The following is a 17,169-nucleotide window of genomic DNA, read 5'->3' on the forward strand; positions in this document are numbered from 1 at the left end:
ACATACTGCGGCTAACACTCGGGGTACACTCAAGCGCCCCACTGACAACAGAATCCGGAGGGTGGAACGATGCAAGCTAAGATCGTCCTGATCATCGTGATGGTCTTTCTGGTAGCCATTTGCGGCATGACTGCGCTGGACTACTCGCGTCACACCGGGGCGTCGTTGCTGGAGATCACAGTTACCGGCGCCGAGATTGAGTCGGTGGGCAATGGCGGTACCGCATCGTCTTTGTCCGCCGACAAGACGGTTGCGCACATGGCTTTCGTCGGCGACAGGTGTGTTACCTCACTAGAGGTCAAGCCGAAGGATGACTTAACTACTGAATACCAAGTTCGGATAACGGTGATTGACCAGTCCGGGCGGAACTCGTCCAGCCGTGACTTCACCATGAAGCCCGAGGACGAAGGGTTCAACCTGGAGGTGCGGGTCTTTCCGCCTGAGCCCGGGCAGATCCGGATTGTGGTTGCCCCGCCTTCGATCGATTAGTGCGAGCAACGGGCTCGGGTGGCAATGCGCCGCCCGGGCCTATCTTTTTGCCCTTAAATCTGCTTTAATTATGTTAATGAAATACGAACTAAATACATTATCAAATGGCGTCAAAGTTTTACAGATCCCAGTCGCCGGCGTCAAATCTGTCACTGCTCTGGTGCTTTTTGGCGTTGGTTCGCGCTATGAAAATCAACCGATAAACGGTTTGTCACACTTTTTGGAACACTTATTTTTTAAGGGCTCCAAAAAACGCCCCACCGCCGAGCAGATTTCGATTGCGGTAGATGAAGTGGGCGGCGAAATGAACGCTTTTACCAGCAAAGAATACACCGGTTATTACATTAAAGCGGCATCGCAGTTTGGCGAGCTGGCGTTAGACGTTTTGTCTGATATGTTGCTTAACCCGCTGTTAAAAGAGGATGAAATCGATCGCGAACGTGGGGTGATTATCGAAGAAATTAAGATGTACGAAGATCAGCCAATGATGTATGTGGGTGAGCTTTTCGAAAATCAACTTTTTGGCGATACCCCGCTAGGTTGGGACACTATTGGCACTCGCCAGAACATTAAGGCGATGCAGAAAAAGCAGATTAACGATTATCGTCAAAACTTTTACACTGCGGATAATATGTTAGTGGTAGTGGCCGGTGATATCGCGCAAACTACGCCGCATTTGGAAAAGTACTTTGCTCAGTTTTCCGGATCGCGCCATCAAAATTATCAGAAATGGGCGCTTGAATCGCGTTCAGCATATAAAATGCACGTCAAACCAACCGAACAGACACATTTGTGGCTAGGTTTTTTGGGCTTGCCTGCCAATCATCCCGACAAATACGTGTTAAAGGTGATTTCGGCCATTTTGGGTGGGGGGATGAGTTCGCGGTTGTTCCTCTCGGTGCGCGAGCGCCAAGGTTTGGCATATTATGTTCGTGCCGCATCTGAGCACTACCTAGACAGTGGTTACTTGGTTGCCTCGGCCGGCGTAGCGACAGAAAAAGTGGAACAGGCAGTAAAGGCGATTTTGCTTGAGTTCCAAAAATTGCGCGATGAAAAAGTTAGCGCGACCGAATTAAACAAGGTAAAACAATATCTTAAAGGTAAATTGTTGTTAAAAATTGAACAGACCGATGAGTTGGCTGGAATGCTTGGAATGCAACAGTTATTGCAGGGTGAAATTAAAACGCCTGAAGAGATAAATCAGTTAATCGACGCGGTGACATTGGATGATATTTCTCGCGTTGCCAAGCAAATTATCACACAGCAAAATCTTTGTGGCGCGTTTATCTCGTCTGAGGATTTCAGTAGTTGGCTAGACATTAATCTAAAAATATAACCAATTAATCCAATTAGATTTTATTATATAGATTCCAAAGTCGAGCCCGGAATGACAAAAAAATATAAGGAGCAGAATATGCAACATCCAAAAGAAGAGCGAACGGTCGTTTTAGTAAAGCCCGATGGGGTTATGCGCGGTTTGGTGGGCGAGGTTTTAACTCGTTTTGAAAAACGCGGTTTGAAGATTTTAGGTTTGAAAATGGTATATCCGTCTCGTGAACACGCTGCGGCACACTATTCGGGCTCCGAAGAGTGGTTGCGTGGGATGGGCAATAAGACGCTTGAGGCGTTTGCCAAATATGGCATAGACGTAACTGCAGAAATGGGCACTGCCGACGCATTGGAAATTGGTAAAAAGGTGCAGCAATGGAACGTTGACTACTTGGCAATGGGTCCGGTAGTGGCAATCGTTCTGCAGGGTATGCACGCTATCACCACCGTGCGCAAAATTGTGGGAAGTACTTTGCCGGTGTTAGCCGATCCTGGTACCATCAGGGGCGATTTTTCGGTTGATTCAAATGTTGCCGGCAATTTTGATAAGCGCGCGATTCACAATATCGTTCACGCCTCTGGTGATCCATCCGAAGCCGGGCACGAAATTGCGCACTGGTTCAAAGAGGAAGAACTAATTAAATATTCTCGCGCCGACGAACAGATAATGTTTGGATAAAAAAATAACCCAACGTGGGTTAAGACGTGTGATTAAAAAGAAGAACGGTCGGGCACAGAGTGCGCCCGACCGTTGTCGTGCTTGGTGCTAGAGAGGCCGGCACCCGGGGCTAGACCGTGTATGCCCGGTTGCCGCCGTGCAGCGGTTCGTGTCGCCCGATGTTCGCGTTGACGTCGCTCAGGTAGAAGGTATGGTTTCCGCCGTTACAAGGTGCCCGCAGAGCGGGCGCGGGACGAACGCCGGATCTGGCTGTCGCGTAGATGCCGTGGCCGTCGATGGCCATGCTGTTCGTCGCGTTGATCGTCGCCCAATGGTTGTACGTGTCGCCGATGTTCACCTTGACGCCGTTGGCCGGCGGGCCGGTGTCGATCGCGTTGAGGCCGGTGACCGGGGCCGTGTCGAAGTCGCCCGTCGCCGTCGTGCAGATGTCAGTCGCTGTCCATAGATTGTACGTCGAATCGGCCGTCGCCAAAGTCGTCAAGGTGACGACGGTCGGCGGCGAGCTGTCGACGGCGAACGCGGTGTCGTTCCGCACCGTTGCCGTAGCGGGCAACGTGAACAGGACGAGCATCGCGAACACCGCCGTCACGAGAGCGAGCACATTCCTCATGGGCTTGTCCCTCCTTGGGGTGGGGTGTTCGACTTGTCTTGTACTAGGATATTTGCATTATAGCGCAAACGCTACAGTGTGTCAAGAGTTTTAAAGAGTGTTTTTGGAGGTAAAATTAGCAATTTAATGCTTACGCCGTGACGAAACGGAGATATTTGGATAAAAACATTCCCCCCGCGGCATCATTTTGCCTCGGGGGTGGGGTTCGTAAACAGCTCTTGGTTGCAGTAGGCGCAGCGTGCTCTGCGGTCTTGTCTAGAGAGGTGGATTCGAGTGCCGTCGCGCAATTGAAGGTGATATCGCCGTGGCCCACAGTGACCGCATTTCGACATATTTGGGGCAATGGTGTAGAACTGATCCCAGAAACTCCTTTCTCTGACAATGATAATCTCTGGATCGATTTCAGGCATCCGATTTCCTCCGCGGAGTGGTCATTACTAAGTATAGAATAGGACGATTTAGCAAATTGTCAAATTCCAATACAAAAATCCGGAAATTAATCCAAGGGAGATTATTTTACCTGTCATCTCGACCCTGTGAGCGTTGTCGAACTGTTGGCTTCCTGCCCTCTTAGGGCGTAAGCCCGGAGGGAGAGATCCCGCCAGTAGCTAGATCAATACGGGATTTCTCCATCAAGCGGGCGGACATATGAGTCCGCCCCTACACCAAGAGATTGTCGAAATGACAATTACTGGGATTATGCCTAACTTTGAATTGTGTTATATTTGTTGTATGAGTAACCTAGTTTGGCCGATTATTATTTCTACGCTAGTTAGCTTTGTGCTGACCTATTTGGTTAAGCAATATGCGTTAAAACACCATTTAGCCATGCCAATTCGTGCTCGCGATGTCCACACCAAACAGATTCCGCGCCTTGGCGGCTTGGCAATTTTTGGCGCATTTTTAATTGTGGTGATAATTTATCAAGTTGCGAGCCAGAATAATTTTTCCGGTTTTGGCTTTCCGTTTGCCATTTTTGGCATTAGTATTGATAAACGATTGTTAGCGGTTCTGATTGCGTCTGTCGTTTTAGTCGCGACGATGGCTTACGACGATATTAAAGGTCTAAAACCATATCAAAAATTATCGGCGCAGATTTTGGTGGCGTTAATCATTATTGCCGGCGGAATTGGCATCCGTTATATCAATAATCCGTTTGGCGGGCTGGAATTTAGGCTTGACCAGTGGCAAATTCCCGTTCAAATTGGGGCAGCCACTTATCATTTTGTGGTGCTGGCTGATTTGCTTGCCGTGGCGTGGTTATTATTGTTGATGAATGTGGTTAATTTTAGTGATGGCGTGGATGGCCTAGCCGGCACTATGACTGCGATTGCGTTACTTGTGCTGATGCTTTTAAGCTTACGCGACCCTGTTAATCAACCGGCCACCGCGTTGTTGTCATCGATTGGTTTTGGCGCAGTGCTCGGGTTTTTGTTTTGGAACTGGCCACCTGCCAAAATTTTTATGGGAGACAGCGGGGCGATGTTTTTGGGGTTCCTAATTGGGGTGATTGGGCTGATTGCCGGTGGAAAGATTGCCACCATTTTAGTGGTTTTGGCCTTGCCAATATTGGATGCGCTGCTGGTGATTTTCACTCGCCTAATTCACGGTTATAACCCGCTTACTCATCCCGATCAGAGCCATTTGCATCATCGATTTTTGCACGCAAACTTTTCGGCTCGCCAAACATTAACCGTGCTGGGTGTTTTTTGCGCCACCTTTGGCATAATCGCTTTGAAATATACCGGGTTGGTTAAAGCGGAAATGTTTGGTATAGCTGTAATCGCACTGGTGATTATAATCATCGCGTTGAGTGCAAAGAGCCGTAATGATAATTCGAAATTGTCATCTGCCAATTAGTCCAATTGGGGGACGACTGTGGGACGTGGATATTTTTTTGATCTGTGCTAAGCTGATAGTATGTTAGACATTCATTTTGATGGACAGCAAAAGGACGAAGAAGTGGTGGCGATGTTTCATCGTAGTATTTGGGTTTATTTTAAGTGGATCGTAGCTATTATCATCTGCCTGATGTTCTCAATTGTTGTACTGATTTTAAGTAATTTCCATACTCCGGGATTGTATATCGCCGGTTTGCTATTTTTTGCTGTGGTTTATCTGATTGTTCGGACATGGTACATTTGGTCGAACAATTTATTCATCGTTACTAATATGCGGGTGATTGGTCTGGTGCAAAACAGTGTTTTTGAGCGTCAGCTAAAAGAATCTTACCTTGATAGTATTTGTCAGGTGACGGCGGTGGTTAAGGGTGTGATGCCGAATATGTTTGGCTATGGGCAAGTGCTGGTGCAAACAGAGGAAGTGATGATTTTGGAAGGAATAGAGACGCCGTTTGATGCCAAACATGCTATTTTTATGGCTATTGATCAATCAAAAAGAGCTAACCCGAATCTTAAAAGAGACTAGGAAACGAATTTTTAATTTTTAATTTTTAATTTCAAATGAAAGGAAGCCAATTTTTAAATGACTAAATAAGGAACCATTTAAAATTTAATCATTCGGTACTTATTCATTTAAAATTTAGCCTTTAAAATTTATAATTATCTAACCTCGGTCTGGTGTGGGCCAACTAATCGCGCAATTTGATCTAACAAGCTGAAGTCAATTTTTACTGTCAGCCTTGGTTTAATTTCTTTTTGGTCCGGTAGATGCAAGATGAAGGCATTTACGCCGTTATGTAGTGACAAAACGTGTTTTAGCTCGGACAAAGTTTTGGTACTGGTGTCTTCGGGAATGGTGATATGCAAAATAGCGGATTCGGGAAACATCTGCACCGGTTTTTCACTCGCTCCGGTTGTGGGTGCTGCGGCGCGTCCGTTTTGGCTTTTGCCGTTACCGTTTTTATATGACGTAAGTGCGGGCAAATCTATACCATCCACTGACCGCGCCTCGGTGATATCCCACGCCGCGTTGACTAAAATTTTTAAGCTGCCATCTTTATCGTTCACCTTGCCATCTGCCACTATAATGCGGTCATTTTGCCATAAATCCTTGGTTTCGGCATATAAATTGGGGAAGATGATTAGCTCAATATTGGTAGTAGCGTCTTCCACTTTCACAAACGCCATTGCTTGGTTGGATTTGGTGATAATCGATTTGACACTGGTGATCATACCGATAATGCGCACCGATTTATCTACCATATTTTGTTTAATTTCACCGATTTTAATGATGTCGTGCCCCGAAATTGAGTTCAAATCTGACATTGGGTGCTCTGAAAGGTAAATGCCAAGCAGGTCTTTTTCCCATTGCATAATTTGTTGTTTGGTGGCGGGAGCGGTTGGGGTTAAATTAAGCAAAACCATCTCTTCGTTTTCGTCTGAGCCAAACAACCCAATTTGGCTGTGATGATCTTTGTGAATACCGGTGGCGTACTTTAGAATTGCTTCGATATTAACAAACAAGGTGTTTCGGTCTGAAAAACTATCCAAAGCGCCCGCTTGCGTCAAGCTCTCCAATGTTTTTCGGTTGATTACTTTTCCATCAGTCCTTTTGATAAAATCAGTCAAACTAGTAAACAAACCATTTTTTTTGCGCTCTTTGACGATCACCTCTGCCACGCCGTGCCCCACATTCTTAATTGCTCCTAGCCCAAACCGAATATTCTCGTTTTTATGTTGATCGTTCGGGACTACGCCAAAATCCGGAAAAGACTCGTTGATGTCCGGAGGCAGCACCTTAATGCCCATTCGATTGCACTCGTTTAGGGCGAACGATACTTTTTCAATGTCACGGCTTTGCTCCGAGGTTAGCCATGCCGCCATAAACTGGCTGGGATAGTGCATTTTAAGATACGCGGTTTGGTACGCAATCATCCCGTAAGAGGTGGCGTGCGCTTTATTAAATCCGTAACGGGCGAACGGCTCTACGAAGTCGAATAGCTTTTCGGCCAAGCTTTTGGTGATGCCGTTTTGCACCCCTTTTTCAATCCATTTATGCCGCTGTTCCAATAATAATTCTTTGATTTTTTTACCAATCGCTTTGCGCAGAACATCGGCTTCGCCGTATGAAAATCCGCACAAATCGCGAGCAATGCGCAAAATTTGTTCCTGATAAACGGCAATACCGTATGTTTCTTTTAGAATTGGCTCGAGCTTGGGATGAAGATAGGTGACTTTTTTGGTGCCATGTTTGCCGGCAATATAATCTGGAATTAATTCGATTGGTCCGGGACGATATAGCGCCACCATCGCAATAATATCGTTGATGACGGTTGGTTTTAGCTCTTTTAAGTACCGTTTCATCCCATCTGACTCTAATTGGAACACCCCAGACGACTCGCCGCGAGAAAGCAGCTGGTACGTTTCTTTGTCATCAAGCGGTATTTCGGCGGTAATTATATCAACATCTCGAGTGGCTTTGATGATCTCCAGCGCCCGCTCAATGATGGACAGGTTGGCTAGACCCAAGAAGTCCATTTTAACCAAACCAACTGCCTCTAACTCTTTCATGGCAAATTGAGTCACGATGCCAGACTGCTCTTTATCGCCGATACGTTGCACCGGTACATAGTTGGTGATGTCTTTGTCCGAGATAACTACGCCAGCGGCGTGCACCGAGGCGTGGCGAGCCACTCCTTCTACCTTGCCCGCCAGATCAATCAGCTTTTTAATTGCGGGCTCGTTGTTGTAGCGATATTTTAACTCAACGTTGGTTTCTAGCGCGATATCCAGTGTTGACCCGAGCGGGATCAGTTTAGAAACCGCATCTACTTCGCCATACGGCATGCCCAAAACTCGCCCCACGTCGCGGATGCTGTTTTTGGCTGCAATCGTACCAAAGGTAATAATCTGTGCCACCTTGTCGGCGCCGTATTTTTCGGTGACGTATGCGATTAATTCGCCGCGTCTGGTATCGGCGATATCCAAGTCAACATCTGGCCAGTCAATACGTTCTTGGTTTAGAAATCGTTCAAAGATTAGACCGTACTTTAACGGATCGATGTCGGTAATGTTGATTAAATACGAGACTAATGAGCCAGCGGCTGATCCACGAGTGTTGGTAAAAATGCCCATTTCCTTGGCTTTGTTGTTGTAGTCTGCCACCATCAGCATATAGCTGGCAAAGCCGGTTTTGCCGATGACATCAAGCTCATATTCAAGTCGGGTTTTGTACTCTTCATCTAAATTGGACGGGTATTCCGAGCGTTCGCTGGGTTGATTAGTCTTGACCACTTTAGCCCATAATCCGGCAATACATCTCTCGCGCAGATAATCATCCGGTTTTGCCCCACCCGGTATTGGAAACGCCGGAAAGATATATTGACCGGTCTTGATTTCGAATTGGCACATATCGGCAATTTTGCGGGTGTTTGATATTGCCTCTGGCAAATCTGCAAAATTGGCGGACATTTCATCACTCGTTAGCATTGATATATCAATGTAGCGACCATCTTGTTTCATTGACATTCGATTTTGATCTGCCATAAACTTGCCGGTTTGAATACACAGCAATGCATCTTGCGCCTCGGCATCATCATGCTCTAAATAATGGACATCATTTGTGGCCACTAGCCCGAGCTGGTGTTTTTGCGCCAAGCTGGTTAGATGCCGATTGGCTAAGACTTGCGCTGGAAGCTCTGGGTGGTGCTGTAGCTCGACAAACAGTCGCTCATGCCCAAAGATCTCCAGATACTGTTTTAACGCCTCGTCGGCCTTTTCGGGGTCATCCTGACCGGCCGGACGCGCCACTTCGCCTTGCAAACAGGCGGTCAGACAAATTAGCCCCTCGTTGTACTGCTTGAGCAGGTTTTTGTCCACGCGGGGTTTGTAATAGTAACCATCTAAATGGGCAATGCTGATTAATTTTAGTAAATTATGATAACCGGTTTCATTTTGACACAGCACGATTAGGTGATAAGGATTTTTATCAAGCTGACTGACTTTTTCGGTGTGCGTGCGTGGCGCAACATACAACTCGCAGCCGATGATTGGTTTGACACCGGCTTTTTTGGCCACTTTACTAAACTCTACCGCCCCGTAAAGCACCCCATGGTCGGTTAAGGCCAATGTGTCCATATTCAATTTTTTGGCATGGTCAACCAATTTGGGTACGGTACCAAGCCCGTCAAGCAGGCTGTAGTGAGAGTGAACATGAAGATGAGTGAAGTCAGACATAAGAAGGTTTCTTTCGTTCGGGGGATTAGGGACATTAGGGAAGTTGGGGATTTTGGGAGTGCCTTTGGCTCCCCCAATGCCCCTAATCACCCCAATCTCCCTAATTTGTGTTATAATTATTCATAATGAATAATTGGTTTGCAATCACGGGCAAAACACCCGATTTATCTTTAGCCGAGCTGCGCGCGCTAAAACTAGACGTTGCGCCTTTTAGCGTATCGAAACAGGTGATCAATGGCAAGGGGGATTTTCCTTCAGTCGAGACGTGGAATCGACTGGGCGGCGTGGTCAAAGCCGGAGTTTGGGTGGCGGAATGTACATCAGCTCGACTAGAAGATAAGTTGATTGAAGTCCTGTCATTTCCATCCCCAGATTCGGGTCGCATTGACTTTGGTTTATCATTTTATCCTACTACTTACAATCCGAAACAGATTGAACGATTGTCGCTGTCAATCAAAAAACAACTTAAATCATCTACCAAGCAGCCGGTAAGGGTTTATCTGCCTACCGACGGAATAATTTCGCCCGTTATTACCGCAAAAGAACTGTTGCCCAAGGGTGGCAAAGAATTGGTGATAATGTTGGAGCACGGTCAGATTCAAATTGGTGAAGTGGGTTGGGTGCACCGGTTTGAAGATTGGTCCAAGCGCGAATTTGGCGACAAGCAGGTTGACGCCAAAAGCGGGTTATTGCCGCAAAAATTAGCCCGCATGATGGTCAATTTGACCGGTTTAAACGCCGGAGACGTGACGATTTACGATCCTTTCTGCGGAGATGGCACGGTGTTAATGGAGGCTTCTGAGCTTGGATTTAATATTCTAGGGTCAGACATTAGCCCAACCGCTGTTGAACACAGCAAAACAAACACGAGGTCCGACAATTTTATGGTAGAAGACGCGCGCATTACTCGTCCCAAAATTAGTACTAGCGAAATGGCCATCGTAACCGAACCGTATTTGGGGCCGGTAAATGCAGAGATAAATCAATCAAATCACATCGTGAATCAATTAACTGAACTGTATTATCAATCGTTAAAGCAATGGCGATCGTTCTTGAAACCCGGCGCAGCGGTAGTGATGGTATTCCCGGTAATTTCAAATCTTTCCACCTTTGCAAAAATCGTTGACAGGTTAAGTAGTTTAGGATATAGTACCTCTATAGGTCCGCTACGATATGAACGCGTAGGTCAATTAGTGCAACGTGACATCGTACGGCTAACGGTAATATAAGCAAAATTCTAAATTCCAAGTTCCAAATTCTAAATAAATTCTAAATAAAAAATTCAAATAGTTTAGAATTTAGTGCTTAGTGCTTAGAATTTACGACTGTAAGGAGTATCTGTGGCTCATAAAAAAGCCGGTGGTTCAACTCGGTTAGGTAGAGACAGCCAATCAAAACGATTGGGAGTTAAGGTTTTTGGTGACCAAATGGCCACAGCCGGTGCTATTATTATTCGTCAAACCGGTCAAAAATTTCGTGCAGGAGAGAATGTCGGTGTTGGAACCGATTTTTCGTTGTATGCAAAGACAGCTGGAAAAGTAAAATTCAGTAATAAAAAAATGGTTCGCTTCACTGGATTGCTCAAAGACACTCGAATTGTATCAGTTGAGCCGTTCAAACCGGTTGCCAAAAAGGAAAGTAAATAATGGACAAATTAGCTACAGTTGCACAGTCTTCACTAAAGCAAAACCCACCGTTAGTAAAACCCGGTGATACGGTTAAAGTGTATCAAATTGTTCGCGAAGGAACGAAAGAGCGCGTGCAGATTTTTGAAGGCGTGGTGCTATCGGTTAAGGGCGGTACAGGCATCTCGGCTACGTTTACGGTTCGTAAAATTTCCTTTGGATACGGCGTCGAACGCACTTTCCCATTGCACTCACCTCGTGTGCTAAAAGTTGAACGCATTAAATCATCTAATACTCGTCGATCAAAACTTTATTATCTGCGCGAGCTAACCGGTAAAGCGGCCAGATTAAAGAATGAAAAAATGGATTACTGTCTTTGGGAAGAAAAAGGGGCAGAGGAAAAATTAGAGCAGATTGAAGAAGCGGTGGCCGAAGAAGCCGAAGCCAGAGCGGAAGAAAAAGCTGAAGAAGCTGGTGACGTGGTTGTTGAAGAGACAGTGGCACAGACCGATGAAGAGAAAGCAGCCATTGCAGCCGGGGTTGAAAACGAAGTCAAATCAGACGACGAAACACCAACTGAAGTAACTCGTCATGAAGAACAAGACAAAGTAGAAAAATAACCAAAAATTTTAAAAAAGGTCCCAGATGGACCTTTTTTTGGTATAATAAACTCATGGAAAATAAGCAAGTCGGTAGAATTGGTGAAGATATCGCGACGGATTTTTTGCGCAAATTGCATTTCAAAATCATTGGTCGTAATGTGATTCGGGCAGGGGTTGAGGCTGATATTCTGGCTGAGGATGGTAAATGTGTGGTTATTGTTGAAGTCAAAACCAAAACCAGTGATGAATACGGTTTGCCGCAAGAAATGGTTGGCCCGGCCAAGCAACACCAGCTAATCCGATTTGCCAAAAGCTATTTATCTGAGTATGGTGAGGTGGCAATACGGATAGACGTTGTCGCCGTCACCTTAACTAACGATGAGCCGGTTATTGAACATCTAAAAAATTGTGTGGGAGAATAATATGTCTGAGCAAATCAAATATCGCACTCGTGTTGCCCCTAGTCCAACCGGTGATCCGCACGTTGGCTTGTTGCGTAACGCTTTATATAACTATTTTTTGGCGCGTCAAAGCGGCGGGCAGTTTATTTTGCGGATCGAGGATACAGACCAAGCGCGTGAGGTTGAAGGCTCAATTGATCGCATTTTAGCAGCCTTGAATTGGATTGGTACCGTGCCAGACGAAGGCCCGTTTAAGCAATCCGATTATAAAGATGAATATCTAAAATTAGCTAAAGAATTGATTAACAAAGGCCACGCGTACTACTGTTTTTGCTCATCAGAGCGCCTTGACCAGTTGCGCGCAGAACAGGCTAAAAATCACCAAGCGCCACGTTATGACCGCAAATGCCGTGAATTAGATAAAGCCGAGTCTGAAAAGCGATCACTTACCGAGCCTCACGTAATTAGAATGAAAATGCCGGATGATGAAGAAATTGTGCTACGCGACGCAGTAAAAGGCGAGGTTAAATTTAATTCAAACGAAATTGACGATCAGGTGATAATTAAATCCGATGGTTTTCCCACTTATCATTTGGCCTCGGTGGTGGACGATCATCTAATGAAAATTAATTTAATGCTCCGGTCCGACGAATGGTTGTCGTCTTCGCCTAAACATTTGATGTTGTACCGATATTTTGGCTGGGATTTGCCTACTTTTGCCCATTTACCGTTAATTCTGAACCTCGATCGGACTAAAATTTCTAAACGTAAAAATGACACTTCGGTATTGTCGTATAAGGCCAAGGGTTATCACCCCTTAGCCATGGCGCACTTTTTAATGTTTTGCGGTTGGAATCCGGAAAAAACGCAGGACACGTATTCCTTTGCCGATTATGAAAAACTTTTTTCGCTCGATCGGGTGGGCAAGTCGCCGGCGGTGTTTGATATCAAAAAATTGGATTGGCTAAGCCATCAATATTTCAATCAAGATAAAATTGACGATGTTTTTGCCGCGTATTTGGTTTGGTTAGGTGATAAGGCGGAGAATACCGAAGTTGAAGAGTTATTTATCAAGCTTGCCCGTGAAAATCATTCTGCTGCACAAGCAATGCTTGATATAGTACGCATGCGCGCAGATTATTTTACGCAGTATTCAGCTACCGCGGCCACTTTTTTCAATCAAGATAAATTAGGCCAACTATCTGCAGTCGACTTATTGCAGGACGGGAAAATTGATAAAGTCGAGGCGATTAAGGCGCTTGAATTAGTGAAGCAGTCGATTTCAAAAATTGAAAAATCTTGGTACGACGAAAAATCAGCCGAGAAGCGGTCTAAACAACTAAATGAATACTTTCGTCAGGTACAGCCAGCAGAGCTTTCTCCAGCGGCCTATTTGCATCCAACTCGGGTAGCCATTACCGGCGAGAAACAATCAATGAATATGTTTGAATATCTATCGGTTTATTTGTTGATGGACAAAGGTGTGGCAGAGATTGAACATCGTCTTGATCACGCAGCCGCAATTTTGAAAAATGAAAATAATTAGTCAGATCAAAAACCTATTTCGATCGTACGATACCGTATCAAAGGTGATTCGGCACGATCAAATGTGGCAAAGTGCCAATGTGTCCGGTGCGGTCAAAATTGACCCGATCAGTCGCGACGACAAAAAACTTAATGTTTTGATTTTGTCACCAAGCCCGGGTGACGAAATTTTGGGATGCGGCGGGGCGTTAGCTCGGCACTTATTGCGTCAAGACGCGGTTCGGGTAATTACCTTAACCGATGGTAGTCGAGGCACGCCATCCGGAGTGCGTGACGCCCAGTTAATCAAGGGGCGTGAATCTGAATCTAAACAAGCATTGGCGGTTTTGGGTGAGGCCAAGGTGGATTTTTGGCGATTTGAAAACGGCAAACTTAAGGCAAATCCAACTACGTTAGGCTTATTGAAGCAGATAATGATCGAAGCACATGTGGATCGAATTTATGCGCCGTGGTGGGGCGATGATAATCAAGATCATCAGCAGACAATCGAAATTCTGTCTCAATCATTACAGGCTGCGCCGCAAAACTGCGAAATTTGGCAATATGAAACTTCATCACCGCTTTTGCCGAATCGTATTGTGCCAATTGACAACGTGTTTGATGTAAAAATTCAAGCGATTCGAAAACATATCAGTCAGTTAAAATTACGGCGTTTTGATCACGCTATTGCCGGATTAAACGATTATCGTGGTGAAATGCACAATCAAAAACAGCCCGCTGAGGCATTTTTGGTATTGTCTGCTAAGCAATTTTCCGAATTATATGGTCATTTTGACGATAAAATTGATAAATAAACGTCCAGAGTTTCTTTTGCACATTTATCCCAACTAAACTTGGCTAGCTGATCTATCTCTCTTGCGCGCAATGATTTATCTAAATCATGATCCTGGGTGATCTTTTGCATCGCCTCAGCTAGCTTTGCTACATCTTTTGTTGGAAAATATATCGCTGCGTCTCCGGCTACCTCTGGCAGCGAAGAGTTGTTAGCTACAATTACCGGTGTGTTATAGCTGTATGCTTCTAGCACCGGCAGACCAAAGCCTTCGTACTCCGACGGCACAACGAACGCGCATGCATTCTTATATAAGGAGGCCAAAACGTCATCTGGCGCAAACCCGGGTGCTAAAATATCCGCTTTAAATTCCGAATTTTTGATCGCATCCAATACCTCTAGCGTAGCCATTTTTTGACTACCAAGCAGCACTAACCGATGCGGCAATTTTGTCTCGCGCTTAAATTGCTCAAAAGCGCGTACCAAAGTTAAAATACCTTTATGTGGCCGCCACTGGCTAACAAATAAAAAGTACGGTTGATTGGTTTTAAGATAGTTCTGAGCCAGTTCGAGGTGATTTTTAGGTAATTTGTATGGATCGGGGCCGCCCTCGTAAACAACCGCAATTTTATCGGATTTTACATGAAAATATTTTTGGATATCGTTTTTGGTGTAGTTAGAAATGGCAATCACTTTGGTTGCTTTGGTTGATGCGTGCTTAAAAATATATCGGAACGCTACCCGACGAACCGGTTTCTGTTTTTTCTGTCCGCCCGGAAAGAAAAACAGGGTCATATCGTGAATGGTAGTCACAAATGGACGAAGATAGCCAATTGGATGATTAAAGTTCAAAAAATGCACCAGATCAAAATGATGTTGATTTAATATTTGCAGGAATTTTGTTTGTTCAGATAGGGAATAGTGGATAATTGGTACCACCAGCGGGGTAAAGTTTGCTTGATCGATGTCCCATTCCGGCATATCGTCGGCGGTTAATAACACGGTGTAGTGATTAGTTTTATCAAGCTCAGCCAGGTGTTTGATTAGTTCGCGAGTGTAGCGGCCAAGCCCACCGGTTTCGCTTCGCCAAAACCGCGCATCTAAACAGATTGAATATGGTGGTTGATCTTTCATTTCCTAGATTATACCACAGATTTGTTAATAATCCGTAGGGGCGGACCTATGTGTCCGCCCGCATAGTATTGTTTATTGTAGAGTTTTGTGGTATAACAACACTGCAAGCACTCTACGTTTCAGGAGACAGTCCATGAAAGCGTTTGGCAAGGTCGTTTTGGCTTTTGCGCTAGTGCTCGCTCTACTCCTTCCGTCCGCCTGCTTCGCGCAGGCGCCGACTACTACTCCCAAGGTGGCTGTTCTTCCTTGGGTCTTCACCGAGAACGGGCGGGCGACTAACTCGACCAAATCCTCGGCGGTTACCACTGTCGAGAAGATGGTGGTGGACCTGCTGGCGAAGGTTGGGCTCGAGCGTGTGGACGACGGCAAGGTTACGGGGGTATGGTCGCGCGATCTGGGCAAAGAGTTGCCAACCGGCGCCGCCTTCCCTGACGACCGAGACTTACTCGCATTGGGTCAGAAGCTGGACGTCGACTACGTCATGGTCGGCAACTGCGCCTGGCGCGTGAGGTCCGTCTGGGTGGGGTTTGGCCCCAAGACCAAGGCGGAGTGCGAGGTGTCGGTTCGCGTTATCGACGTCAAAGCTGGCGTTGTTGACTACAAGACGGTGGCCAACTCCGACTCCACCAAAAAGGAGGACCCGCTCGCCATCGCCGGGACACTGCTGATTACACCAATCTTCACCTTCGTCAGTGGCGGTCCGAAGACCCCTCATATGCAGAGGTCCGGGGGATTCGCCACGGCTAAGGCGGTCGGTGGGTGGGCGACCAAGTTCGCGACGACCGGGCAGAAGATCAAGATCGACGACAAGAAGTAGGCGTGTGGGCGCCGGCACAAAACGGCTCGGATGCAGTGCATTCCGAGCCGTTTTTCATTTAGTTACGTGAAATTTCTTCATTATCATATTCGATTTAGGTGTTACGTATTGAATATTATTTATTTTTATGGTATAAAATAGTTTGCATGCACACTACGCTTCGGGAGGCTGTCCGTGAAATGGTTCTGCCATGTCGTGCTTGTTCTTGTTATGTGTTCGTCTGCGTGCTTTGCGAAGGCGCCAACAGGATCGCTCAAGGTGGCGGTGCTACCGTGGGTCTTCACCGAGAATGGGCAGGAGACCACCGTGGCAAAGTGCCCCGCGGTGACGGCCGTCAAGGGTATGGTGACAATACTGTTGCCCAAGGCGCGGCTCATTTGTCTGGACGAAGCCAAGGTCACGGGTGTCTGGATGCGCGATATGGGCAAGAAGCTACCTTCCGGCACCGCCTTCCCCGATGATCGTTCGCTGGTGGCTTTGGGTAAGAAGCTGGGCGTAGACTACGTGATGGTTGGCAACTGTGCCTGGCGGATGCAATCGCCTTGGGTGGAGCGGGGACCGAATTCCAAGGTAGAATGCGCCGTCAGCGTGCGGATCGTCAACGTCAAGACCGGCGTTGAGGCCTACAAGAACACCGCGAGCACCAACTCGTCCCGCAAGGAAGCTCCACTCACGATCACCCGTGACATGCAGATCTCCTCAATGGTGATCAACAGTGGCCCCAAGACTCCGCGCATGGGGCTAACGGGCGGATTTGCGGCGGCCAAGGCGCTTAACCCGTGGGTGTCCAAGTTCGCCGGCAAGAAGTAAGGCGTCACGTGGACGCCGACACAAAACGGCTCGGATGCAGTGCATTCCGAGCCGTTATTCATTTTATAGTCGAATTGGCTTGCCATTCCGAAGCCTTCTTGACCTTCCGTAGCTTTGGCGAAGGAGGTGGCGAAGGATGGCTGGGGAGGAAGGATTCGAACCTTCGATCTTCTGCTCCAGAGGCAGACGCCGTACCGCTTGGCCACTCCCCAATAATGC

The 17,169-nt window shown here is 46.5% G+C and carries 15 protein-coding genes, 1 tRNA gene and 1 pseudogene; 13 read left to right on the forward strand and 4 right to left on the reverse strand.

The window, feature by feature from the left end:
- Window positions 1-69: 69 nt before the first annotated feature.
- The 3 genes from WC773_03765 to WC773_03775 all read left to right on the forward strand — a co-directional run bounded on the left by WC773_03765 (window position 70) and on the right by WC773_03775 (window position 2,497).
- On the forward strand, window positions 70-489 hold the full coding sequence (locus WC773_03765) for a hypothetical protein (GenBank protein ID MFA6082500.1): 420 nt from the start codon (window positions 70-72) through the stop codon (window positions 487-489).
- 76 nt (window positions 490-565) lie between these two features.
- Window positions 566-1,825 carry a pitrilysin family protein gene (locus WC773_03770; protein ID MFA6082501.1) on the forward strand — a complete coding sequence of 420 codons (1,260 nt, stop codon included), beginning with the start codon at window positions 566-568 and terminating at the stop codon, window positions 1,823-1,825.
- A gap of 78 nt (window positions 1,826-1,903) precedes the next feature.
- The gene (locus WC773_03775; protein MFA6082502.1) at window positions 1,904-2,497 is read left to right on the forward strand and encodes a nucleoside-diphosphate kinase; all 594 of its coding nucleotides are present in this window, start codon (window positions 1,904-1,906) and stop codon (window positions 2,495-2,497) included.
- Between the two features lie 109 nt (window positions 2,498-2,606).
- Here the strand turns inward: WC773_03775 and WC773_03780 are convergent, their stop codons facing one another.
- Window positions 2,607-3,107, reverse strand: a complete 501-nt coding sequence (locus WC773_03780) for a hypothetical protein (protein ID MFA6082503.1) — start codon at window positions 3,105-3,107, stop codon at window positions 2,607-2,609.
- 732 nt (window positions 3,108-3,839) lie between these two features.
- Between WC773_03780 and WC773_03785 the strand changes: the two genes are divergently transcribed.
- Both WC773_03785 and WC773_03790 read left to right on the forward strand, forming a co-directional pair.
- Window positions 3,840-4,967 carry an MraY family glycosyltransferase gene (locus WC773_03785; GenBank protein ID MFA6082504.1) on the forward strand — a complete coding sequence of 376 codons (1,128 nt, stop codon included), beginning with the start codon at window positions 3,840-3,842 and terminating at the stop codon, window positions 4,965-4,967.
- 60 nt (window positions 4,968-5,027) lie between these two features.
- The gene (locus WC773_03790; protein MFA6082505.1) at window positions 5,028-5,534 is read left to right on the forward strand and encodes a hypothetical protein; all 507 of its coding nucleotides are present in this window, start codon (window positions 5,028-5,030) and stop codon (window positions 5,532-5,534) included.
- A gap of 134 nt (window positions 5,535-5,668) precedes the next feature.
- Here the strand turns inward: WC773_03790 and WC773_03795 are convergent, their stop codons facing one another.
- Window positions 5,669-9,244: a DNA polymerase III subunit alpha gene (locus tag WC773_03795; protein MFA6082506.1), complete on the reverse strand. Its 3,576-nt coding sequence runs from the start codon at window positions 9,242-9,244 to the stop codon at window positions 5,669-5,671.
- Window positions 9,245-9,369: 125 nt separating this feature from the next.
- Here WC773_03795 and WC773_03800 point away from each other — a divergent pair, with 125 nt between their 5' ends.
- The 6 genes and pseudogenes from WC773_03800 to WC773_03825 all read left to right on the forward strand — a co-directional run bounded on the left by WC773_03800 (window position 9,370) and on the right by WC773_03825 (window position 14,211).
- Entirely contained in the window at window positions 9,370-10,473 is a 1,104-nt protein-coding gene (locus WC773_03800; GenBank protein MFA6082507.1) for a DNA methyltransferase, read from the forward strand.
- 111 nt (window positions 10,474-10,584) lie between these two features.
- Window positions 10,585-10,890, forward strand: coding sequence for a 50S ribosomal protein L27 (gene rpmA, locus WC773_03805; GenBank protein MFA6082508.1), 306 nt, complete (start codon window positions 10,585-10,587; stop codon window positions 10,888-10,890).
- Window positions 10,890-11,231: pseudogene (gene rplS / locus WC773_03810) on the forward strand (50S ribosomal protein L19). The gene rpmA and the pseudogene rplS overlap by 1 nt, the downstream one beginning before the upstream one ends.
- A gap of 311 nt (window positions 11,232-11,542) precedes the next feature.
- The gene (locus tag WC773_03815; GenBank protein ID MFA6082509.1) at window positions 11,543-11,893 is read left to right on the forward strand and encodes a YraN family protein; all 351 of its coding nucleotides are present in this window, start codon (window positions 11,543-11,545) and stop codon (window positions 11,891-11,893) included.
- 1 nt (window position 11,894) lies between these two features.
- Window positions 11,895-13,418: a glutamate--tRNA ligase gene (gltX, locus tag WC773_03820; GenBank protein MFA6082510.1), complete on the forward strand. Its 1,524-nt coding sequence runs from the start codon at window positions 11,895-11,897 to the stop codon at window positions 13,416-13,418.
- On the forward strand, window positions 13,405-14,211 hold the full coding sequence (locus WC773_03825; GenBank protein ID MFA6082511.1) for a PIG-L deacetylase family protein: 807 nt from the start codon (window positions 13,405-13,407) through the stop codon (window positions 14,209-14,211). Before gltX ends, WC773_03825 begins: the two co-directional genes overlap by 14 nt.
- On the opposite strand, the gene WC773_03830 is transcribed toward WC773_03825, so the two are convergent.
- Window positions 14,184-15,323: a glycosyltransferase family 1 protein gene (locus WC773_03830; GenBank protein ID MFA6082512.1), complete on the reverse strand. Its 1,140-nt coding sequence runs from the start codon at window positions 15,321-15,323 to the stop codon at window positions 14,184-14,186. The two genes, WC773_03825 and WC773_03830, sit on opposite strands and share 28 nt — an antisense overlap.
- 133 nt (window positions 15,324-15,456) lie before the next feature.
- Here WC773_03830 and WC773_03835 point away from each other — a divergent pair, with 133 nt between their 5' ends.
- Together WC773_03835 and WC773_03840 are read left to right on the forward strand one after the other, a co-directional pair.
- Entirely contained in the window at window positions 15,457-16,140 is a 684-nt protein-coding gene (locus WC773_03835) for a hypothetical protein (protein MFA6082513.1), read from the forward strand.
- A 264-nt stretch (window positions 16,141-16,404) separates the two neighbouring features.
- Complete coding sequence (locus tag WC773_03840; protein MFA6082514.1) at window positions 16,405-16,950, forward strand: hypothetical protein; 546 nt, start codon at window positions 16,405-16,407, stop codon at window positions 16,948-16,950.
- A gap of 137 nt (window positions 16,951-17,087) precedes the next feature.
- Here the strand turns inward: WC773_03840 and WC773_03845 are convergent.
- A tRNA-Gln gene (locus tag WC773_03845) sits at window positions 17,088-17,162 on the reverse strand.
- Window positions 17,163-17,169 lie beyond the last annotated feature (7 nt).

Source organism: Patescibacteria group bacterium, from assembly GCA_041660565.1.
GTDB lineage: Bacteria > Patescibacteriota > UBA1384 > CAJBMM01 > CAJBMM01 > JBAZWC01.